The organism is Kitasatospora sp. NPDC097643 (assembly GCF_040302625.1).
GTDB lineage: Bacteria > Actinomycetota > Actinomycetes > Streptomycetales > Streptomycetaceae > Kitasatospora.
Genome location: NZ_JBEOSA010000029.1, coordinates 50,483 through 69,888, shown reverse-complemented (window position 1 = coordinate 69,888; position 19,406 = coordinate 50,483). Strand labels below are relative to the sequence as shown.

The following is a 19,406-nucleotide window of genomic DNA, read 5'->3' as shown; positions in this document are numbered from 1 at the left end:
CGGGGTCTTCGCACAGGCGGCACCCCTACTCCGGAGCGCTCGCCCCCGACTGGTTCTTGTACCCGCGCTGCCACTGCATCCCGAACCCGTACAGCCGGTCGATGTCCGCCTGGAACCCGCTGACGTACCGCACCTCACGGCGCACCGTCAGCTGGTTGTCCCCGCCGTTCTCGATCAGCACCACCGCGCACGAACGCGCCGCCCTGGCCCGCTCCTCCAGCTTGATCTCGATCCGCGGCCCGGTCTGCGGCACGATCGTCACCACCGCGTGGGACTGCTCGAACGCCGGCGTGCCGTCGTAGATGTAGACGAAGATCAGCAGCCGCTTGAACTTGTCCTTCTTCTCCAGGTTGACGTACATCGTCTCGCCGGAGGGCGCCCCGTATTGGTCGTCGCCGCTCAGCTTGATGAACGGCGGCTGCTGGAGGTCGCCGAAGAAGCCGCCGAGCGGCTGCACCACGCCCCTGGTCCCGTCGGTCAGTTCGTACATGCACGCCAGGTCGAGGTCGACGTTGTGCTGCACGTTCTGCGAGGCGTCCGGCTCCATCGGGCTGAGGATGCGCGGGCTGAAGAAGCGCCGGAACGACTCCCCCGTGGTCGGCCGGACGACCCCGGAGCGGGTGGTCCAGTGCAGGTTGACGTAGAGGTAGCCGGTGGTCGCCGCCGCTCCGGTGATCGCGTGCTGCGGAGCCCTCTTGGTGAGTATGACCTTGTGCTCGCCCCCGGGGTTGTCGAAGCTGTAGCTCCGGTCCCCGCGCAGGTACTCCCAGATCGAGACCATCCCGTCCCCTCCCCCTGCTCGCGCCAGACGATCTGACGGCCCGTCCGCCGGATCCATGATCGGGCATCGGCCCGCCCGACGGATACCCGAACCCTCCCCTCCCCTACCCCGTGCGGCCCCCGGAGTTCGGCCAAGGGCCGATCGGCGGGTCGATTGGCGGGACGAAGCCGCCCTCCCGTAACATGCCGCCCCTTCGGACGCGATATCGTCTAGCCGCACAGGCGTCCCGTCCGCCCCTGCGCGGGCGCGGTGGACACGCCGTGCGGAGACGAACGACCGTCAGACGGTGCCGACGCGGCGAGACCTGACCGCCCGTGGCGCCACCGTGAACCTGTCCCCTGCGGAAACCCGAGGCCCGACCCGCAATGAACCTGACCTCCATACAGCTGGTCTGGACCGTCGTCGGCGGCGCAGCCCTGCTGTTCGTCGCCATCCTGGTCGCGACGTTGCGTTTCAAGAACACCAAGAAGGACGAGCACGCCGACTCCTGGGAGCGCAACGAGGAGCGCCGGCGCCGCAAGGAGATGATCTACGGCATCTCCTCGTACACCCTGCTGTTCTGCTGCGCCGGCGTCGCCGCCGCGCTCTCCTTCCACGGCCTGGTCGGCTTCGGCAAGGAGAACCTGGGCCTGTCGAACGGCTGGGAGTACCTCGTCCCGTTCGGTTTGGACGGCGCCGCGATGTTCTGCTCGGTGCTCGCCGTCCGCGAGGCCAGCCACGGTGACGCCGCGCTCGGCTCGCGCCTGCTGGTCTGGGTGTTCGCGATCGCCTCGGCGTGGTTCAACTGGGTGCACGCCCCGCGCGGCGTGTCGCACGACGGCGCCCCGCAGTTCTTCTCCGGCATGTCGATCTCGGCGGCGATCCTGTTCGACCGGGCGCTGAAGCAGACCCGCAAGGCCGCGCTGCGCGAGCAGGGCCTGGTGCCGCGCCCGCTGCCGCAGATCCGCATCGTGCGCTGGCTGCGCGCCCCCCGCGAGACGTACGCGGCCTGGTCGCTGATGCTGCTGGAGAACGTCCGCAGCCTGGACGAGGCGGTGGACGAGGTGCGCGAGGAGCGTCAGGCGAAGCTGGACGCCAAGGCCCGCGCCCGGACCGCCGACCGCCGCGAGCGGGCCGAGCTGAAGGCGATCTCCCGCCAGGGCAGCATGCTGGCCCGGGCCCGTGGCGGACGCCAGGTGCCCGCGCTCACCGCGGCCGGCGACGGCCCGTCCGCTACGGAGCCTGCCCTAGCCGCCGGGTCGGACACCGCCTCCTCGCACCACTCGGCCTCCGGCGCGCTCGAGCCCGCCACCGCGCTGAGCGCCCTGGACGCCGGCCGCCGCCCGCGCGCCGCCGTCGGCTCGTCGTACTCCGGCCAGGGTTCCGCCGACTCCGCCGGCTCGTCCTACCGCGGCTCCGCCGAGTCGACCGGCTCGTCCTACCGCAGCTCGACGATCGACCTGACGGCCGACGACGACACCCTGTCGATGCCCAAGCTGGACTCGCTGGAGCGCAAGCTGCGCGCGATCGAGCAGCAGCTCGGCTGACCGCGGCGCCCGCTCCCGGCTCCACACACACATAGCCACACGCGAAACGGCCGCCCCCGGAACCCCGGAGGCGGCCGTTTCGCGTGCCCGGCAGGTCAGCTGCCGGCACTCACCAGTTCCTTCTCGTCACTCTCGCCCTCGCCGCCCTCGCGCCGGTTGCGCAGGATCGACGAGCCGAGCGCCAGCCCGATGAAGGCCACCCCGATCAGCCCGGTGACGATCTCCGGGATGTGGTACTTGATCCCGACCATCAGGATCACGGCGAGCGCGCCGATCGCGTAGTGCGCGCCGTGCTCCAGGTAGACGTAGTCGTCCAGGGTGCCCTTGCGGACCAGGAAGACGGTCAGCGAGCGGATGTACATCGCGCCGATCCCGAGGCCCAGGGTGATCTGGAAGATGTCGCTGGAGATGGCGAACGCGCCGACCACGCCGTCGAAGGAGAACGACGCGTCCAGGACCTCCAGGTAGAGGAAGAGGAAGAACGCCGCCTTGCCGACGACCTGCACGATCGACTTGCCGGCCTTCTCCGCCTCCTCCTCGCGCTCCGCCTCCGCCTCCAGGCCCGACTCGAAGATCGAGGCGAGACCGTTGACCGCGAGGTAGGTGACCAGGCCGAGGACACCGGCGAGCAGCACCGTCTCGGCGTGCGCCCCGGCGAAGAAGTTCGAGGCCAGCAGCAGCGCGACCAGGGCGACGATGCTGGAGAAGGCGTCCAGCTTGCCGACCTTCTCCAGCGGACGCTCGATCCAGGCCAGCCAGTTGTAGTCCTTCTCCTCGAACACGAAGTCGAGGAAGATCATCAACAGGAAGACGCCGCCGAAGGCCGCGATGGCCGGGTTGGCCGCCTCCAGGTACTGGCCGTAGGTGAGGCCCTCGTACGTCTTGTCGGAGTGCAGCGCGAGGTCGATGACGGTGCCCGGGCTGAGGTGCGCGGTGAGGCCGACGACCAGCAGCGGGAAGATCAGCCGCATCCCGAAGACGGCGATGAGCACGCCGACGGTGAGGAAGATCTTCTGCCAGTACGGGTTCATCCGCTTCAACACCGTGGCGTTGACCACCGCGTTGTCGAACGACAGGGAGATCTCCAGGATGGAGAGGATCAGCACGACGCCGAAGCCTTGGGCCCCCCAGAGCAGCCCGGCCGCGATGAGGCCGATGACGGTGATCGCGAACGACCAGCCGAAAGTGCGGAGGAACACGGGAGTTGGTTACCTTTCGGGTTTTTTCTGCTTTTCGCCCTTACTGTACGTTTACGCCGAAGTCGAGGGCGATTCCGCGCAGGCCGGAGGCGTAACCCTGGCCCACCGCACGGAACTTCCACTCCCCCGCGTAGCGGTACAGCTCGCCAAAGATCATCGCGGTCTCGCTCGACGCGTCCTCGGAGAGGTCGTAGCGGGCGATCTCCTGCCCGTCCACGGAGTTGACCACCCGGATGTAGGCGTTGCGGACCTGCCCGAAGTTCTGCAACCGGGCCTCGGCGTCGTAGATCGACACCGCGAAGACCACCTTGTCCGCCTGCGCCGGCACCAGGTCCAGGTTGACCAGGACCACCTCGTCGTCGCCGGCGTCGTCGCCGCCGGTGAGGTTGTCGCCCTGGTGCTCGACCGATCCCTCCGGGCTCTTGAGGTTGTTGTAGAAGACGAAGTACTCGTCCCCGAGCACCCGACCCGTACCGCAGATCAGGGCGCTCGCGTCGAGGTCGAACGGCGCGCCCGTGGTCGAGCGGGCGGACCAGCCGAGACCGATCTGGACCTGCGTCAGGTTCGGCGCGGCCTTGGTGAGCGAGACGTTCCCACCCTTGGCGAGCGTGACCACCATGACTCTTCTTCCTCCCTTGCCTTCACCCGGGGCGCCATCCAGGTGTAGTCCCCCGCGGCCCCGGCCGGCCCCCTTCGGCCGGCTGAACTTCCTGAACTCACATCCTCGCAGCGCGACGGACCGGCGCGAAGCCGGGCCGACACGCAGCCGGGGCGGCCACGGACCACGAGGATCCGCGGCCGCCCCGGCCGGGCGGCGGTGAAGCCGCCATGCGAACAGAAAAACGAAAAGCGAACTAACGGACGGACGAACGCCGGATCAGACGTTGACGCCGAAGTCCTGGGCGATGCCGCGCAGGCCCGAGGCGTAACCCTGGCCGATCGCGCGGAACTTCCACTCCGCGCCGTTGCGGTACAGCTCGCCGAAGACCATCGCGGTCTCGGTCGAGGCGTCCTCGGAGAGGTCGTACCGGGCCAGCTCCTGATTGTCGGCCTGGTTCACCACGCGGATGAACGCGTTGCGCACCTGGCCGAAGTTCTGCCCGCGGCTCTCGGCGTCGTAGATGGAGACCGGGAAGACGATCTTCTGCACGGCCGCCGGGACGCCCGCCAGGTTGACCTTGATCGCCTCGTCGTCGCCCTCGCCCTCACCGGTGCGGTTGTCACCGGTGTGCTCGACCGAGCCGTCCGGGCTCCTCAGGTTGTTGAAGAAGACGAAGTTGCCGTCCGCGGCGACCTTCCCCTGGTCGTTGCAGAGCAGCGCGCTGGCGTCCAGGTCGAAGTCCGTCCCCGTGGTGGTCCGGACGTCCCAGCCCAGGCCGACGACCACGGCCACGAGCCCCGGGGCCTCCTTGGTGAGCGAGACATTGCCGCCCTTGCTCAGGCTGACACCCACTTGTCCTCCAAGATTCGGGAGGCACGCCCTGGTGCCCCCGGTGGTGCGGTTCGAGGCGCCGGCCGACGGGCGGCTGCGCGCCTCCACCCGGCCAACGGACCGAGCGTAGTGCGCGGTTCCCGTCCGGACGCGCGAACGGGCCCGGCGCGGCCGTTCGAAGTTCCGGCCGGTCCGGGCCCCGCGAGTACCCCGCCGGGACGCGCCCCGGGGGCGTCAGAGCGCGGCGAGGGCGTCCAGGTAGTCCTGGGTGTCCCGGGCGTCCGGGAGGTCGTTGACGACGCTCCAGCGCACCACGCCCGCCTTGTCGATCACGAAGGTGCCGCGCACCGCGCAGCCCTTCTCCTCGTCGAAGACGCCGTAGGCGCGGGAGACCTCGCCGTGCGGCCAGAAGTCGGACAGCAGCGGGAACTCCAGGCCCTCCCGGTCGGCGAAGACCCGCTGGCTGAACGGCGAGTCGTTGGCGAGGCCGAGCACCTGGACCTCGTCGTTCTGGAACCGGGGCAGCTCCTGCTGGATCGCACCGACCTCGCCGGTGCAGACGCCGGTGAAGGCGAACGGGTAGAAGACCAGGACGACGTTCTTCTCCCCGCGGAAGTCGGAGAGCCGGACCGCTTCGCCGTGCTGGTTCCGCAGCTCGAAGTCCGGAGCCGGGGTGCCGACCTCGATCACCATGGTGGGCCCTTTCTGACGCGACGGCGCCGCGCGGCGGGCGCGGCCAGCGCCATCCTCGCATCCGTTCGGGTGCGTTCCGCCGGACGGGTGAGGCCGACGGCCCCGGGCCGGGGTCACTTTCGCCCAGAGCGGAACCTCGGAGCCCGAACGTCGGAGCCCGAACGTCGGAGCCCGAACGCCGGGGCCCGAACGCCGGAGCCCGAACGCCGGAGCCCGAAAACGCCGGAGCCGGGAGCCGGGGGCCGGAAGGCGGCCGCCACCGGACCGGAAAAGGACCGGGCCCCGCCGGAGAGAGCTCCAGCGGGGCCCGGCCGGGGCCTTCAGCGGCCGCTCAGCGCTTGCCGCCCGGCTTGGCCGTGGACTTGGTCGCGAGCCGGGTGGCCGCCCAGTCCTTGGCGATGGCGATCGAGCTGGTCTGCGAGAGGCCGGCGGTGCGGGCCGCGTCGGCGATGTCCGAGGCCTCGATGTGGCCGTCGCGGCCGGTCTTGGGCGTCAGCAGCCAGATGAGGCCGCCCTCGGCCAGGTACTCCAGGGCGTCGACGAGGGCGTCGGTGAGGTCCCCGTCGTCGTCGCGGTGCCACAGCAGGACGGCGTCGGCGACGTCGTCGTAGTCCTCGTCGACGAGTTCCGTCCCGGTGAGCTCCTCGATGCCCTCGCGGAGGTCCTGGTCAGTGTCTTCGTCGTACCCCAGCTCCTGGATGACCTGGCCTTCTTCGAAGCCGAGACGGGTCGCCGGGTTGGACTTGTCCGCGGGGTCCGCGGTCGCGCTCACGGGAATAACCTCCAGTATTCGGCTCGGCGTCCATGCCGAGGCTGTGGCCGTAGTCCACACGGGCGCGGCGGTTCGCGCAAGTACCCGACCCCCGATCCCCTCCAAAGGTTGACGTGTCGCAGCGGGACACGCCGCTGGACGTGTCGGGAATCACGCCGATTTGCCCTTCTCTGCGTGGGACAAGGATGCTTCGGGTGGTCCCGGCCCACAGGGCGTACGCATGCCCGAGATGCGAACGGCATTCGGGTCCGCGCGTGCGCGGGCGTAGAGTCTCCTGTTGGCCCTCACCCCGGCCGCCCGCCATCGGGCGGACGGGACACCAGGTCGGACCACCTCTTTTCGTAACACCCGGGGGTGTGCGAGGCAGGCGATGAAGCCTGTGCCGCACACCGCCAGACCGTCCCGCTCAATGGGTGGAACGGTTACCGATCGGTAGAGATGACGGATCTCCGAGCGCGGTAGCACGATGGAGGCGGCGCGACACACCTCAGTTTCGACCGACAGTGAAGGAACAGCGTGGCTTCCGGATCCGATCGCAACCCGATCATCATTGGCGGCCTTCCGAGTCAGGTCCCGGACTTCGATCCCGAGGAGACCGCGGAATGGCTGGAGTCGCTTGACGCGGCCATCGACGAGCGGGGGCGCGAGCGCGCCCGCTACCTGATGCTCCGCCTGATCGAGCGCGCCCGCGAGAAGCGTGTCGCCGTGCCCGAGATGCGCAGCACGGACTACGTCAACACCATCGCCACCAAGGACGAGCCGTTCTTCCCCGGCAACGAGGAGATCGAGCGCAAGATCCTGAACGCGACCCGCTGGAACGCGGCCGTCATGGTCTCCCGGGCGCAGCGCCCGGGCATCGGCGTGGGTGGCCACATCGCCACCTTCGCCTCCTCCGCGTCGCTGTACGACGTCGGCTTCAACTACTTCTTCCGTGGCAAGGACGCCGAGGGCGAGTCCGGCGACCAGATCTTCTTCCAGGGCCACGCCTCCCCCGGCATCTACGCGCGCGCCTTCCTCCTGGACCGACTGTCCGAGCAGCAGCTCGACGCGTTCCGCCAGGAGAAGTCGAAGGCGCCGTACGGCCTCTCCAGCTACCCGCACCCGCGGCTGATGCCGGACTTCTGGGAGTTCCCGACCGTGTCGATGGGCCTCGGCCCGCTCGGCGCGATCTACCAGGCCCGGATGAACCGGTACCTGGAGCACCGCGGCATCAAGGACACCTCCGACTCGCACGTCTACGCCTTCCTCGGCGACGGCGAGATGGACGAGCCCGAGTCGCTGGGTCAGCTGTCGCTGGCCGCCCGCGAGGGCCTGGACAACCTGACCTTCGTGGTCAACTGCAACCTCCAGCGCCTGGACGGCCCGGTCCGCGGCAACGGCAAGATCATCCAGGAGCTGGAGTCCCAGTTCCGGGGTGCCGGCTGGAACGTGATCAAGCTGGTCTGGGACCGCTCCTGGGACCCGCTGCTCGCGCAGGACCGCGACGGCGTCCTGGTCAACAAGCTGAACACCACGGTGGACGGCCAGTTCCAGACCTACGCCACCGAGACCGGTCAGTACATCCGCGAGCACTTCTTCGGCTCCGACCTGCGCCTGCGCAAGATGGTCGAGTCGATGACCGACCAGCAGATCCAGCACCTGGGCCGCGGTGGTCACGACCACAAGAAGATCTACGCGGCGTTCAAGGCGGCCCGCGAGCACAAGGGCCAGCCGACGGTCATCCTGGCCCAGACGGTCAAGGGCTGGACCCTCGGCCCGAACTTCGAGGGCCGCAACGCGACCCACCAGATGAAGAAGCTGACGGTCGAGGACCTGAAGCGCTTCCGCGACCGGCTGCACCTGCCGATCACCGACAAGCAGCTCGACGAGGGCTACCCGCCCTACTACCACCCGGGCCGCAACTCGGAAGAGATCCAGTACATGCACGACCGCCGCAGCGAGCTGGGCGGCTACGTGCCGACCCGCAAGGTGCGGCCGCGCCAGCTGGAGCTGCCCGGCGAGGACGCGTACAAGGCGGTCAAGAAGGGATCCGGCAACCAGACCATCGCCACCACCATGGCGTTCGTCCGGCTGCTCAAGGACCTCATGCGGGACAAGGGCATCGGCAACCGCTTCGTGCCGATCGCGCCCGACGAGTACCGCACCTTCGGCATGGACTCGCTGTTCCCGTCGGCGAAGATCTACAACCCGCTGGGCCAGACCTACGAGTCGGTCGACCGCGACCTGCTGCTGGCCTACAAGGAGTCGCCGAAGGGCCAGATGCTGCACGACGGCATCTCCGAGGCCGGCTGCACCGCCTCGCTGATCGCCGCCGGCTCGTCCTACGCCACCCACGGCGAGCCGCTGATCCCGGTGTACGTCTTCTACTCGATGTTCGGGTTCCAGCGCACCGGCGACCAGTTCTGGCAGATGGCCGACCAGCTGGCCCGCGGCTTCGTGCTCGGCGCCACCGCCGGCCGCACCACCCTGACCGGTGAGGGCCTCCAGCACGCCGACGGCCACTCGCACCTGCTGGCCTCCACCAACCCGGGCGTCGTCGCGTACGACCCGGCGTACGGCTTCGAGATCGCGCACATCGTCCAGGACGGTCTGCGCCGGATGTACGGCACCAGTGCCGAGCACCCGCACGGCGAGGACGTGTTCTACTACCTCACCGTCTACAACGAGCCGATCAAGATGCCGGCCGAGCCCGAGAACGTGGACGTCGAGGGCATCCTCAAGGGTCTGCACCGGTACGCGCCGGCCACCGCCGGCCAGATCCCGGCCCAGATCCTCGCCTCCGGCGTGGCCGTGCCGTGGGCCCTGGAGGCCCAGCGCATCCTCGCCGAGGAGTGGAACGTCAAGGCCGACGTCTGGTCCGCGACCTCCTGGAACGAGCTGCGCCGCGACGCGGTCGAGGCCGAGGAGTTCAACCTGCTGCACCCCGAGGAGCAGCAGCGCGTCCCGTACGTCACCCAGAAGCTCCAGGGTGCCGAGGGCCCGTTCGTCGCGGTGTCCGACTGGATGCGCGCGGTGCCGGACCAGATCTCCCGCTGGGTGCCGGGCCAGTACCAGTCGCTGGGCGCCGACGGCTTCGGCTTCGCCGACACCCGTGGCGCGGCCCGTCGCTTCTTCCACATCGACGCGCAGTCGGTCGTGCTGGCGGTGCTCACCGAGCTCGCCAAGCAGGGCAAGATCGACCGCAGCGCGCTGAAGGAGGCGGTCGACCGCTACCAGCTGCTGGACGTGGCGGCGGCCGACCCGGGTGCCGCGGGCGGCGAGGCCTGATCACCCGGTTCACAGCCGGCCGTACCGAGGGCCGGGTCTCCCCGACGGGGAGGCCCGGCCCTCGGGCGTGTGCGGCCCTTCGTCGCTTCGGCGCGGAGTGTCACTTCACCGTGAAGGTGTTCAGGACGGTGTTGAAGCGCTGCTGGGTGGTGGCCCAGTCCTCCTGCGCCGGCGCGGACATGTAGATCGCGTACTCGGTGCCGTTCGGCGCGATGAAGGCCTGGTCGATCGCGTGCCGCGGACCGCGCTTGGGGTCGGTGTAGGTGAACTCCCACACGGCGCCGTCCCGGCCCTGGTAGACGTTCTGTTGCAGGACGATCCGGTTGTAGTCGGGGGACTGGCCGACGGTCTGCTCCAGCTGGAGGAAGTGGTCGAGGGAGGACTGCGTCGCCCCCGGGGTCACACCGAAGCGGAGCAGGTGGACCCCGCCGTCGGGCGAGTAGTCGATCTGGCCGCCGTTCTCGGAGCGCGACCAGCCCTGCGGGACGGCCACCAGGAAGCCGGCCGGGTCGTCGGCCCAGCGGAAGCCGGCGGGCGCGGGGGGCAGGGCCGGTGCGGGGGTGGCGGGTGCCGGGGTGGCCGGTGCCGGGGTGGCGGGTGCCGGGGTCGCGGGTGCCGGGGTGGCCGGTGCCGGAGTGGCCGGTGCCGGAGTGGCCGGTGCGGGGGTCGCGGTGACCGTGGCCGTGACCGTCGGATTGGGCGTCGGGGTCGGGGTCGGAGTCGGCGTAGGGGTGGGCGTGGGAGTGGGGGTGGGGGTCGGCGCGGGCGAGGCCGGTGCCGAGGGCGAGGCGGCCGGGGCGACGGTCTTGCTGCCGGAGCCGCCGGACCCGCCGTTCACCACGGCGAAGGTCACGCCGCCGACCAGCAGCAGGGCCAGCACGCTGCCCACGATCGCCAGCCACCGCCGCCGGTGCCGGCCGCCCTCGTCCGGGCCGGGCTGCCCGGCCGGTACCGGCGGGCCGGGCAGCCCGCTCGGCGGACCCGGCGGACCCGGCGGCCCCGGCGGCCTCGGCGGCACGGCCGCGCCGTGCCCGGTGACGGGGGGTGGCGGCGGCGGGCCCCCGCCGGGGAGCGGCGTCGGCGGGGTGGACTGCGTCCGGGTGCGGTCCGGCGGGGGCCCCGCGGGCGGCAGGTGCGCGCGGGTCCCGCCGGTGGCGGCGCCGGACACCTCGCGCAGCAGGCGCACGGTCTCGACCGCGTCCGGGCGTTCGGTCGGGTCCTTGCGTAACAGCGCTTCCAGGACCGGGGTCAGCGGCCCCGCGCTGCGCGGGTCGGGCAGCGGATCGGCGATCACCGCCTGGAGCGTGCTCATCGTGGTGGTGCGGTGGAACGGCGACTGCCCCTCCACCGCCGCGTACAGCGTGGCGCCCAGCGACCACAGGTCCGACTCCGGCCCGGCGCGGTAACCGAGCACCCGCTCGGGCGCGACGTAGTCCGGCGAACCGACGATGTCGCCGGTCCTGGTCAGGTTGGGCGAACCGGTGAGGGTCGCGATGCCGAAGTCGGTGAGCACGGCCCGGCCGCCGCGCTCCAGCAGCACGTTGGCGGGCTTCACGTCCCGGTGCAGGACGCCCAGCCGGTGCGCCTGCTCCAGCGCGGCCGCCACCTGCTCGCCGACCCGGGCGGCGTCCCTCGGCAGCAGGGTGCCCTCCTCGCCGAGCACCTCGGCGAGCGAGCGGCCGTCGATCAGCTCCATGACGATCCAGGGCCGGCCGTCCTGCTCCAGCACGTCGTGGACGGTGATCACACCCGGGTGCCTGATCCGGGCGGCCGCCCTGGCCTCCTGGAGCATCCGCGCGTGCAGGACGGGCAGGTCCTCCTCCGGCACGCCGCGCGCGCTCAGCTCCTTCACCGCGACCCGGCGGCCGAGCTTGAGGTCCTGGGCCACCCACACCGTGCCCATGCCGCCGCGCCCGATCCGTTCACCGAGCCGGTAGCGTCCGGCGATCACCCGGGGTTCCTCCGCCGGCGGCGGGCCGAGTGGCGTGTCGTCCTGAGAGCCCATGGCGTTCCCGCATTCCTGTGCGCCCTCTTCCAGCAGACGCTGCCGGGCTGCCCCGGTCAAACCGGGTGGGTGGACGGCCGGCGGCCCCGGACTCCGCCGAGTCCGGGGCCGCCGGCCGAGTACCGTCCGCGGGCGTCAGATGTGGACGGCCGGGCCCGCGTCGGTGGCTCCGCGCCGGGTGAGCAGGCCGAGCAGGGCGGCCGCGAAGGCCACCACCGCGGCGACCGCGAAGGCGAGCGACATGCCACTGACGAAGGACTCGTGGACGGCACCGGCCATCGCGTCCACCGCCTGCTGCGGGGTGCCCGCCGGGGCCGACGGGGCGATGCCGAGCTGGGCGGCCTGGTTCAGGCCCTCCGCCTCGGGGCCCTGGACCGGCGGCAGGCCCGCCTTGGCCCAGTTGCCGGGCAGCACGTCGGTCACCTTGGCGGCCATCAGCGCCCCCAGTACCGCGGTGCCGAGGCTGCCGCCGACCTGCATCGCGGCCTGCTGGAGGCCGCCGGCCACGCCGGACAGCTCCAGCGGGGCGTTGCCGACGATCACCTCGGTGGCGCCGACCATGACCGGGCTGATGCCGAGGCCCATCAGGACGAACCAGAGCGACATCACGCCGGTACCGGAGCCGGTGTCCAGGGTGGACATCCCGTACATCGCGGTGGTGGTGATCAGCATGCCGGCCACGATCGGGATCCGCGGGCCGAGCTTGCCGATCGCCACGCCGGCCAGCGGCGAGCCGACGATCATCATCCCGGTCATCGGCAGCAGGTGGACCCCGGCCTCGACCGGCTTCATCCCGTGCACGTTCTGCAGGTAGAAGGTCACGAAGAAGATCGCGCCGAAGAACGCGAAGGCCATCAGGACCATCAGCAGGGTGCCCGCCGACAGCGGCACCGAGCGGAACAGGCCGAGCGGGATCAGCGGCTCCTTCGCCCGGGTCTGCCAGAGCGCGAACAGCACCATCAGCACCACCGCGCCGCCCAGGAGCAGCAGCGTGGCCGGGTCCCCCCAGCCCCACTCGGGGGCCTTGATGATGCCGAAGACCAGGGCGAACATCGCCACCGAGAGCAGCGCGATGCCGGGCAGGTCGAAGGACTTGGCGGCCTTCTCGGCCCGGACGTCGCGGAGGATCCACAGGCCGAGGGCCAGGGTGAGCAGGCCGACCGGGACGTTGATGAAGAAGACCGACTCCCAGCTGACGTGCTCGACCAGCAGACCGCCGACGATCGGACCGGCCGCCGTGGAGGCGCCGATCACGCCGCCCCAGATGCCGATCGCCATGTTCAGCCGCTCGGCCGGGAAGGCGCCGCGCAGCAAGCCAAGCGCGGCCGGCTGGAGCAGCGCGCCGAACAGGCCCTGGAGGACCCGGAAGGCGATCACGGTCTGGATGTTGCCCGCGAAGCCGATCGCGGCCGAGGTGGCGGCGAAGCCGACCGCGCCGACCAGGAAGGTGTTCCGGTGGCCGAAGCGGTCGCCGATCTTGCCGGCGGTGATCAGGAAGACGGCGAGCGCCAACAGGTAGCCGCTGGTCACCCACTGGATCTCGGCGGGCGCCGCGCTCAGCTTCTCCTGGATGACCGGGTTGGCGATCGCGACGATCGTGCCGTCCAGGGCGACCATCATCACGCCGACCGCGACGGTGAGCAGGGTCAGCCAGGGGTGCCCCTTGAGACCGTCCCCGCCCGGTGGCTGCTGCTGCGGCGGATCGTCCGCCCTGGTGTTCCTGACGACGGACTGGCTCATCGGGGGCCCTCCGGGGGCGTGGCGGCGAACGGAACGTGGAAGTGGCGCCCCGGCCCACCCGTCCCCACGAGTACCCGGCCCGGCGGACGCCACTTCCGGGAGATTATGTCAGCTGCTGACATTCGGCAAACACTGACTTCTGCGCCAGGCTGACATTTGGCAGAGCGCTAAGGTTGACCTCCGCACCCCGCCCGCACCACCGCCCGGAAGGCCCCGCCATGGCCGCCGCCCACACCCCCGCCGCGCCCGCCGCCCCGGACACCACCGGACGGCTGCCCGGGCTGCGCGAACGCAAGAAGCGGCAGACCAGGGACGCCCTGGTGCAGGCCGCCCACCAGCTCTTCCTGGGCCAGGGCTTCGCCGAGACGACCGTCGACGAGATCGCCGCCGCGGTCGACGTCTCGCAGCGAACCTTCTTCCGCTACTTCGCCAACAAGGACGAGGTCGCGCTCGCCGTGATGGCCGACGCCGAGAACCACTTCATCGAGTGCGTCCGCCAACGCCCGGCCGGGGAGAGCCCGTTCGAGGCCCTGCGCGCCTCGATCGTCCAGTCCTGGCGGGACCTCGCCACCGCCGACCGCACCGGCGCGGGCTCGGTCACCAGCGCGCTGGAGCTGCTGCGGATGATCGAGGAGACCCCCACCCTGCTCGCCGCCCACCTGCGCCGGGTCACCGAGCAGGAGCGGGTGATCGTCCGGGTGCTCGCCGAGCGCGAGGGCGTCGACCCGGACCAGGACCTGCGCCCCCGGGTGCTGGCCGCCGCGTTCGGCAGCGTGCTGCGGGCCGCCCACCTGTCCTGGACGCCCGACCACGAGGACACCGGCCCGGAGGCCATGATCGCCCTGATCGACCGCCACCTGGACCAGCTCGGCCCGGCCCTGGCCGGCCACTGGCAGCACTGAGCACGGTCGCCCCGGCCCACGAGTCCGGCCCGGTGGCGCCGGGCCGGTGACACCTCTCCGGGTGATCCCCGGACAACGCCCGCCCGAAGGGGGCGTGGACCACATGGCCCACGCCCCCTTCGGCTGTTCCGGCGCGTCTCCGGGGGCGCGCCGGACGCACCCCCGACACGCGCCCGCCCCGCGATGTGTCCGCATGCGAAGCACCACGCACTGTGATGTCCTGTCACCGTCGGCGACCACCGCTGGACCGCGCCCGCCCACGGCCCGTCCGCCCGCATTCGCCCCCTCCCCCGCACACCTCCCTCCCCCAGAGGAGTCCCATGTCCGTGTCCCCACCCCATCCACAGCCCGGGCCGCGGGCCCGCCGCCGGCTGTCCGCCACCGCCGTGGTCTGCGCGGTGACCGCCGGCACCCTGCTGGGCGCCGTCGGCCCGGCCGCCGCCCACGGTGAGCCGACCGCCCCCGGGCAGAGCGACCTCACCCCGCACATCGCCTCCCCCCGGGTGATGGCCGAACTGCGGGACGACGAGGTCGCCGCGCTCGGCCCCGAGCACGCCGAGGAGCACGCCCGGGCCCGCGCGGCCATCCGCGGCATCGGCGACTACCCGCAGACCACCCGCACCAACCGGCTGAACGCGCTGACGGCCTCCCAGACCAGCACCAACGCCGCCTTCGACCCGGCCACCTTCGGGAAGTTCAACGAGTACTTCCCCTCCCCCGACTTCGGCGACCACGTGGCCCTGCTGCCGACCGGCAAGGTGCTGCTGTTCTCCTTCGAACGGATCGAGACCAACCCGGAGAAGGAGCCCGCCCCCACCCAGACCACCGGCAAGGAGAACGCCGGCCGCGCCTTCCTCTGGGACCCGGCCAAGGGCACCGGCAAGGACGCCTACAAGCAGGTCACCCCGCCGCTCGTCGACATGCCGGACGGCCTGAACGAGCAGCGCCCGGCCCCGTTCTTCTGCTCCGGCCACTCCTTCCTGCCCAACGGCATGCTCGGCGTCTTCGGCGGCAACCTGGGCGGCAACGGCGGCACCGGCGCCAAGCTCTCGCTGATCTTCGACCCGTGGACCGAGACCTGGACCCGCAACCCCGACATGGCGGTCGGCCGTTGGTACCCCTCGGTGGTGACCGGCGCCGACGGCCGGCAGCTGATCATGTCCGGCCAGTCCGAAATCGGCTGGGGCACCCCCACCCCCGTCGTCGAGCGCTTCCCCGCCAAGGGCTACCCCGTCCCGACGGCGAGGACCGACACCCCGAGGAACACCCCGGTGGACCGGTTCAGGGCGGACGCCCCGTTCACCCTGGACTACCCGCACCTGTTCTCGCTCAACGACGGCAACGTCTACGCCTTCGGCCGCGAGGCCCACCAGCAGTGGAAGTTCGACCCGGTCGCCGAGACCCGCAGCGACCTGCTCGCCCGCCCGGACGGACGCAAGCGCAACTACGGCTCCGCCGTCCCGCTGCCCGGCGGCGTCAACGGCCCGGACTCCGCGCTGATCCTCGGCGGCGACCGCGACAACCCGAGCACCCTGCGCTTCTCCAACGGCAGTTGGACCGCCGAGAAGTCCCGCGCCTTCGGCCGCACCCAGGACGACACCATCCTGCTGCCCGACGGCAAGCTGATGACCGTCAACGGCGCGTACGACATCCGCGACTACGGCAACGGCCCGTACAACCCGAACGCCGACCTCAAGTACCGCCAGGTCGAGCTGCGGGACGGCCAGGGCAACTGGAAGCTCGGCCCGGTCCAGCGGCTGCCGCGCGGCTACCACTCCAACGCCGTGGTGCTGCCCGACGGACGGGTCATGGTGACCGGCGACGAGCTCCAGCAGATCGCCAACAACCCGGACATCAACGGCACGGTGAGCGGCGTCCCCGGGACGACCGGCCCGGTCACCATGAACGGCACCATCGAGATCTACGAGCCGGCGTACCTGCACCAGGGCGACCGGCCCCAGCTGACCAACACGCCCACCACGCCGGTCGGCTACGACCGGACGTTCCTGGTCAGCACCCCGACCCCGGGGCTGGCGAGCAAGGCCGTGCTGCTGTCGCCCACCACCTCCACCCACTCGGTCAACACCAGCCAGCGGCACATCGACCTACGGATCACCAGCCGGGCCGGCAACCGGCTGCAACTCCAGGCCCCACCGGACGCCAAGGCCGCACCGCCCGGCTGGTACATGCTCTTCCTGCTCAGCGACCAGGGCGTGCCCAGCGTCGCGCAGTGGGTCCAGCTCGGCCCCTCCGCCTGATCCCCTCCCCCGACCCCGAAAGGACCACCCATGGCAGCGGATCTGCGACTGCGCGAGAGCGACGAGATCCAGGGCGACATCATCGCCGGCTTCAAGAAGGACAACATCACCCTGCTGTTCCTCAAGTTCGAGGACGCCCCCCGGGCCCGCGAGTGGCTGCGCCGGCTCACCCCGCAGATCTCCACCACCCGCCAGGTCGCCGCGTTCAACGAGGCGTTCAGCGAGGCTCGCAAGACCTCCGGCGGTGACGACCCGAGGACACTGACCGCCACCTGGCTGGGCATCAGCTTCACCCACGAGGGCCTGCGCGTGCTCTCCGGCACCGACCCGTTCGGGCAGACCCCGGCGCCGGTCGGCAGCGGCCTGGAGGCGTTCAAGGAGGGCTCGGCCGCCCGGGCCGGCGCGCTCGGCGACACCGGGGACAACTCCCCGGAGAACTGGCTGTTCGGCAACGGAAAGAACCAGCCGATCCACGCGGTGCTCAAGATCTCCGCGGACAGCGAGGACGACCTGAGCGCGGCCATCGAGGCCCAGCGGATCGCCGCCGCCGAGGCGCGGATCCTGATCGTCTTCCAGCAGAACGCCAAGACGCTGGAGGGCAGCCGCCGCGGCAAGGAGCACTTCGGCTTCAAGGACGGCATCAGCGAGCCCGGCGTCCGCTTCTTCGACCGGCCCAGCGCGACCAGGCCGGACGAGGTCGAGGGCCACCCGGGCAGCCGGATCATCCCGGCCGGCGAGTTCGTCTGCGGCGAGGAGCCGGCGCCCGGCAGCTTCACCGACTTCCCCGAGTGGTGCCGCAACGGCTCCTTCCAGGTGGTCCGCCGGCTCGCCCAGGACGTCCCCGGCTGGTGGTCGCAGGTCTCGCTCAAACTGCGGGAGCTCAAGCGGGCCAAGGCCGTTCCGGACAGCGCCACCGCCGAGTGGCTGGCCGCCCGGCTGGTCGGCCGCTGGCGCTCCGGCGCCCCGGTCTGCAAGCACCAGCTCGCGGACACCCCGAACGACCCGACGTCGTCCAACGACAACGACTTCGACTTCCGGGACGACCTGGAGGGCCTGGTCACCCCGCTCTGGTCGCACCTGCGCAAGACCAGCCCGCGCGCCGGGCTCCAGGCGCCCACCCCCAGCAACCCGCCGCTCGACGCCGCGGTCCTGGACGGCCGGCGGATCATGCGCCGCGGCACCCCGTACGGGCACCCGTTCGACCCGGCCTCGGAGGGTCCGGGCGGCCCCGACGACCCGCGCGGCCTGCTCTTCATCTGCTACCAGGCGGACATCGCGCGGCAGTTCGAGTTCATCCAGGCCGACTGGATGGACGAGCCGAACTTCCCGCCCGGTCGCACCCCGCAGCCCGGCAAGGACCCGGTCACCCAGGAGGCGCCCGACGTCGACTACGAGAGCCGGGACCAGGACGGGTCGATCAAGCACACCCCGCTGAGCTTCGAGCAGTTCGTCCAGACCACCGGCTCGGTCTACGCCTTCATGCCGTCCATCAGCACCCTGAAGGCGCTCTCCGAGGGGCGGCTCACCGGCGGATCCGGCCAGACCCAGGAGCAGGGCCAGCAGGGCGGCCAGACCCCGGTCCCGCAGGGCAAGGCCTACCCGTGCGACGAGTACCTGCCCGTCCCGGACCAGTTCCGGCGCGACGGCCAGAGCCAGTACTGGGTCGGCCACGGCGACCGGTACCGGAAGATCTCGGTCGCCGACGGCTCCGCCCACACCGACCGCACGGTCAAGGGCGACTCCCCGCTCGGCAGCCACCCCTGCTTCCAGGGCGTCAGCCGGATCGACTGCATCCTGCCGATGCCCGACCTACAGAACCCGGGCGGCAAGAGCTGGTACTGGGTGTTCCACAGCAGCAACGGCCGCCAGCAGTACCGGGTCGTCTCGATCACCTGCGGCGGCCGGCACTCCGGCACCCTGGAGCGCTCGGACCGCGACCTCGGCGCCTGGGGCTCGCTCAGCGGCGTCGAGCGGGTGGACTGCTGGCTGCCCGTCCCCGACCAGCAGCGGGTCGGCGGCAAGAGCTGGTACTGGGTGTTCCACACCAGCGGCGGCCGCCAGCGCTACCGGCTGGTCTCGGTCGCCGACGGCTCCGCCCACACCGACGTGGTCGAACGCACCGACCGGGAGCTCTCCCAGTGGGGCTCGCTGAACGGCCTGAGCCGGGTGGACTGCTTCCTGCCCGTCCCGGACCGGCAGCGGGTCGGCGGCCTCAGCGAGTTCTGGGTGTTCTCCGGCCAGAGCTACCGCCGGATCTCGGTCGCCGACGGCAGCGGCCACCCGGACCGCCTGGTCGCCGGTGACCGCTCCTGCGACGCCTGGGCCTCGCTGCTCTGACCCGGCCTCAGGGCCCGGCCTAGGGAACCCGCCCCCGGTGCGCCCGCGCGCGCACCGGGGGCGGGCTGTCGGCGGCGTGCGGTGTCGGTGGCGTGCCCTAACCTGCCGTCATGGTGACGTTCGACGAGTTCCGCGCGATGGCCCTGGCCCTGCCGGAGGCCGCGCAGGAGCCGACCTGGGACATCGAGACCCTGCGGGTGCGGGGCAAGATCTTCGCGATGGGCGCGCCGGGCGGCGGGAGCGTCACCGTCAAGGCCTCCCCGGAGGACCAGGCCGAACTGCTCGCCGCCGAGCCCGAGGTGTTCTCCGCCGCCCCGTACGTCGGCCGGCACGGCTGGGTCAGCGTCCGGCTGGACCTCGTCGACCCGGAGGAGCTGCACGACCTGGTGACCGAGGCGTGGCGGCGGACGGCGCCCAAGCGGCTGGTCCGGGAGTTCGACGCCCAGGACGGGCCCTAGGACAGGCCCCGGACCACGGAGGGACGTCGGGGCGAC

The 19,406-nt window shown here is 71.5% G+C and carries 14 protein-coding genes; 6 read left to right on the top strand and 8 right to left on the bottom strand.

Annotated elements, in window-relative coordinates:
- Window positions 1-25: 25 nt before the first annotated feature.
- Window positions 26-781, bottom strand: coding sequence for a Tellurium resistance (locus tag ABTY15_RS19985; RefSeq protein ID WP_350593074.1), 756 nt, complete (start codon window positions 779-781; stop codon window positions 26-28).
- A 365-nt stretch (window positions 782-1,146) separates the two neighbouring features.
- Here ABTY15_RS19985 and ABTY15_RS19980 point away from each other — a divergent pair, with 365 nt between their 5' ends.
- Entirely contained in the window at window positions 1,147-2,307 is a 1,161-nt protein-coding gene (locus ABTY15_RS19980) for a DUF2637 domain-containing protein (RefSeq protein ID WP_350593069.1), read from the top strand.
- Window positions 2,308-2,402: 95 nt separating this feature from the next.
- Here the strand turns inward: ABTY15_RS19980 and ABTY15_RS19975 are convergent, their stop codons facing one another.
- The 5 genes from ABTY15_RS19975 to ABTY15_RS19955 form a co-directional block, all read right to left on the bottom strand.
- A complete protein-coding gene (locus ABTY15_RS19975) occupies window positions 2,403-3,506 on the bottom strand; it encodes a DUF475 domain-containing protein (protein ID WP_350593064.1) in 1,104 nt (367 codons plus the stop codon).
- Window positions 3,507-3,546: 40 nt separating this feature from the next.
- Window positions 3,547-4,125, bottom strand: coding sequence for a TerD family protein (locus tag ABTY15_RS19970; RefSeq protein ID WP_350593058.1), 579 nt, complete (start codon window positions 4,123-4,125; stop codon window positions 3,547-3,549).
- A gap of 258 nt (window positions 4,126-4,383) precedes the next feature.
- On the bottom strand, window positions 4,384-4,959 hold the full coding sequence (locus ABTY15_RS19965; protein WP_350593052.1) for a TerD family protein: 576 nt from the start codon (window positions 4,957-4,959) through the stop codon (window positions 4,384-4,386).
- Between the two features lie 213 nt (window positions 4,960-5,172).
- Entirely contained in the window at window positions 5,173-5,631 is a 459-nt protein-coding gene (locus ABTY15_RS19960) for a peroxiredoxin (protein ID WP_350593049.1), read from the bottom strand.
- Window positions 5,632-5,962: 331 nt separating this feature from the next.
- A complete protein-coding gene (locus tag ABTY15_RS19955; protein ID WP_350593045.1) occupies window positions 5,963-6,403 on the bottom strand; it encodes a DUF3052 domain-containing protein in 441 nt (146 codons plus the stop codon).
- Window positions 6,404-6,919: 516 nt separating this feature from the next.
- On the opposite strand from ABTY15_RS19955, the gene aceE reads away from it, so the two are divergent.
- Entirely contained in the window at window positions 6,920-9,670 is a 2,751-nt protein-coding gene (aceE, locus tag ABTY15_RS19950; protein WP_350593041.1) for a pyruvate dehydrogenase (acetyl-transferring), homodimeric type, read from the top strand.
- A gap of 100 nt (window positions 9,671-9,770) precedes the next feature.
- Here the strand turns inward: aceE and ABTY15_RS19945 are convergent, their stop codons facing one another.
- Entirely contained in the window at window positions 9,771-11,621 is a 1,851-nt protein-coding gene (locus ABTY15_RS19945) for a serine/threonine-protein kinase (protein ID WP_350593033.1), read from the bottom strand.
- Between the two features lie 189 nt (window positions 11,622-11,810).
- On the bottom strand, window positions 11,811-13,415 hold the full coding sequence (locus ABTY15_RS19940) for an MFS transporter (RefSeq protein ID WP_350593025.1): 1,605 nt from the start codon (window positions 13,413-13,415) through the stop codon (window positions 11,811-11,813).
- A 173-nt stretch (window positions 13,416-13,588) separates the two neighbouring features.
- On the opposite strand from ABTY15_RS19940, the gene ABTY15_RS19935 reads away from it, so the two are divergent.
- The 4 genes from ABTY15_RS19935 (at window position 13,589) to ABTY15_RS19920 (ending at window position 19,370) form a co-directional block, all read left to right on the top strand.
- Complete coding sequence (locus ABTY15_RS19935; protein ID WP_350593019.1) at window positions 13,589-14,317, top strand: TetR family transcriptional regulator; 729 nt, start codon at window positions 13,589-13,591, stop codon at window positions 14,315-14,317.
- A 320-nt stretch (window positions 14,318-14,637) separates the two neighbouring features.
- Window positions 14,638-16,575 (top strand): galactose oxidase early set domain-containing protein, encoded by a 1,938-nt coding sequence (locus ABTY15_RS19930; protein WP_350593015.1) that lies wholly within the window; start codon window positions 14,638-14,640, stop codon window positions 16,573-16,575.
- 30 nt (window positions 16,576-16,605) lie between these two features.
- Complete coding sequence (locus ABTY15_RS19925) at window positions 16,606-18,912, top strand: Dyp-type peroxidase (RefSeq protein WP_350593009.1); 2,307 nt, start codon at window positions 16,606-16,608, stop codon at window positions 18,910-18,912.
- A gap of 110 nt (window positions 18,913-19,022) precedes the next feature.
- Window positions 19,023-19,370, top strand: coding sequence for an MmcQ/YjbR family DNA-binding protein (locus tag ABTY15_RS19920; protein ID WP_350593001.1), 348 nt, complete (start codon window positions 19,023-19,025; stop codon window positions 19,368-19,370).
- Window positions 19,371-19,406 lie beyond the last annotated feature (36 nt).

What these genes read in the sequence shown, in the direction of transcription:
- ABTY15_RS19925 (WP_350593009.1), top strand. Translation starts at nt 16,606, where the DNA reads ATGGCAGCGGATCTGCGACTGCGCGAGAGCGACGAGATCCAGGGCGAC.
- ABTY15_RS19930 (WP_350593015.1), top strand. Translation starts at nt 14,638, where the DNA reads ATGTCCGTGTCCCCACCCCATCCACAGCCCGGGCCGCGGGCCCGCCGC.
- ABTY15_RS19940 (WP_350593025.1), bottom strand. Translation starts at nt 13,415, where the DNA reads ATGAGCCAGTCCGTCGTCAGGAACACCAGGGCGGACGATCCGCCGCAG.
- ABTY15_RS19980 (WP_350593069.1), top strand. Translation starts at nt 1,147, where the DNA reads ATGAACCTGACCTCCATACAGCTGGTCTGGACCGTCGTCGGCGGCGCA.
- ABTY15_RS19970 (WP_350593058.1), bottom strand. Translation starts at nt 4,125, where the DNA reads ATGGTGGTCACGCTCGCCAAGGGTGGGAACGTCTCGCTCACCAAGGCC.
- ABTY15_RS19920 (WP_350593001.1), top strand. Translation starts at nt 19,023, where the DNA reads ATGGTGACGTTCGACGAGTTCCGCGCGATGGCCCTGGCCCTGCCGGAG.
- ABTY15_RS19985 (WP_350593074.1), bottom strand. Translation starts at nt 781, where the DNA reads ATGGTCTCGATCTGGGAGTACCTGCGCGGGGACCGGAGCTACAGCTTC.
- ABTY15_RS19960 (WP_350593049.1), bottom strand. Translation starts at nt 5,631, where the DNA reads ATGGTGATCGAGGTCGGCACCCCGGCTCCGGACTTCGAGCTGCGGAAC.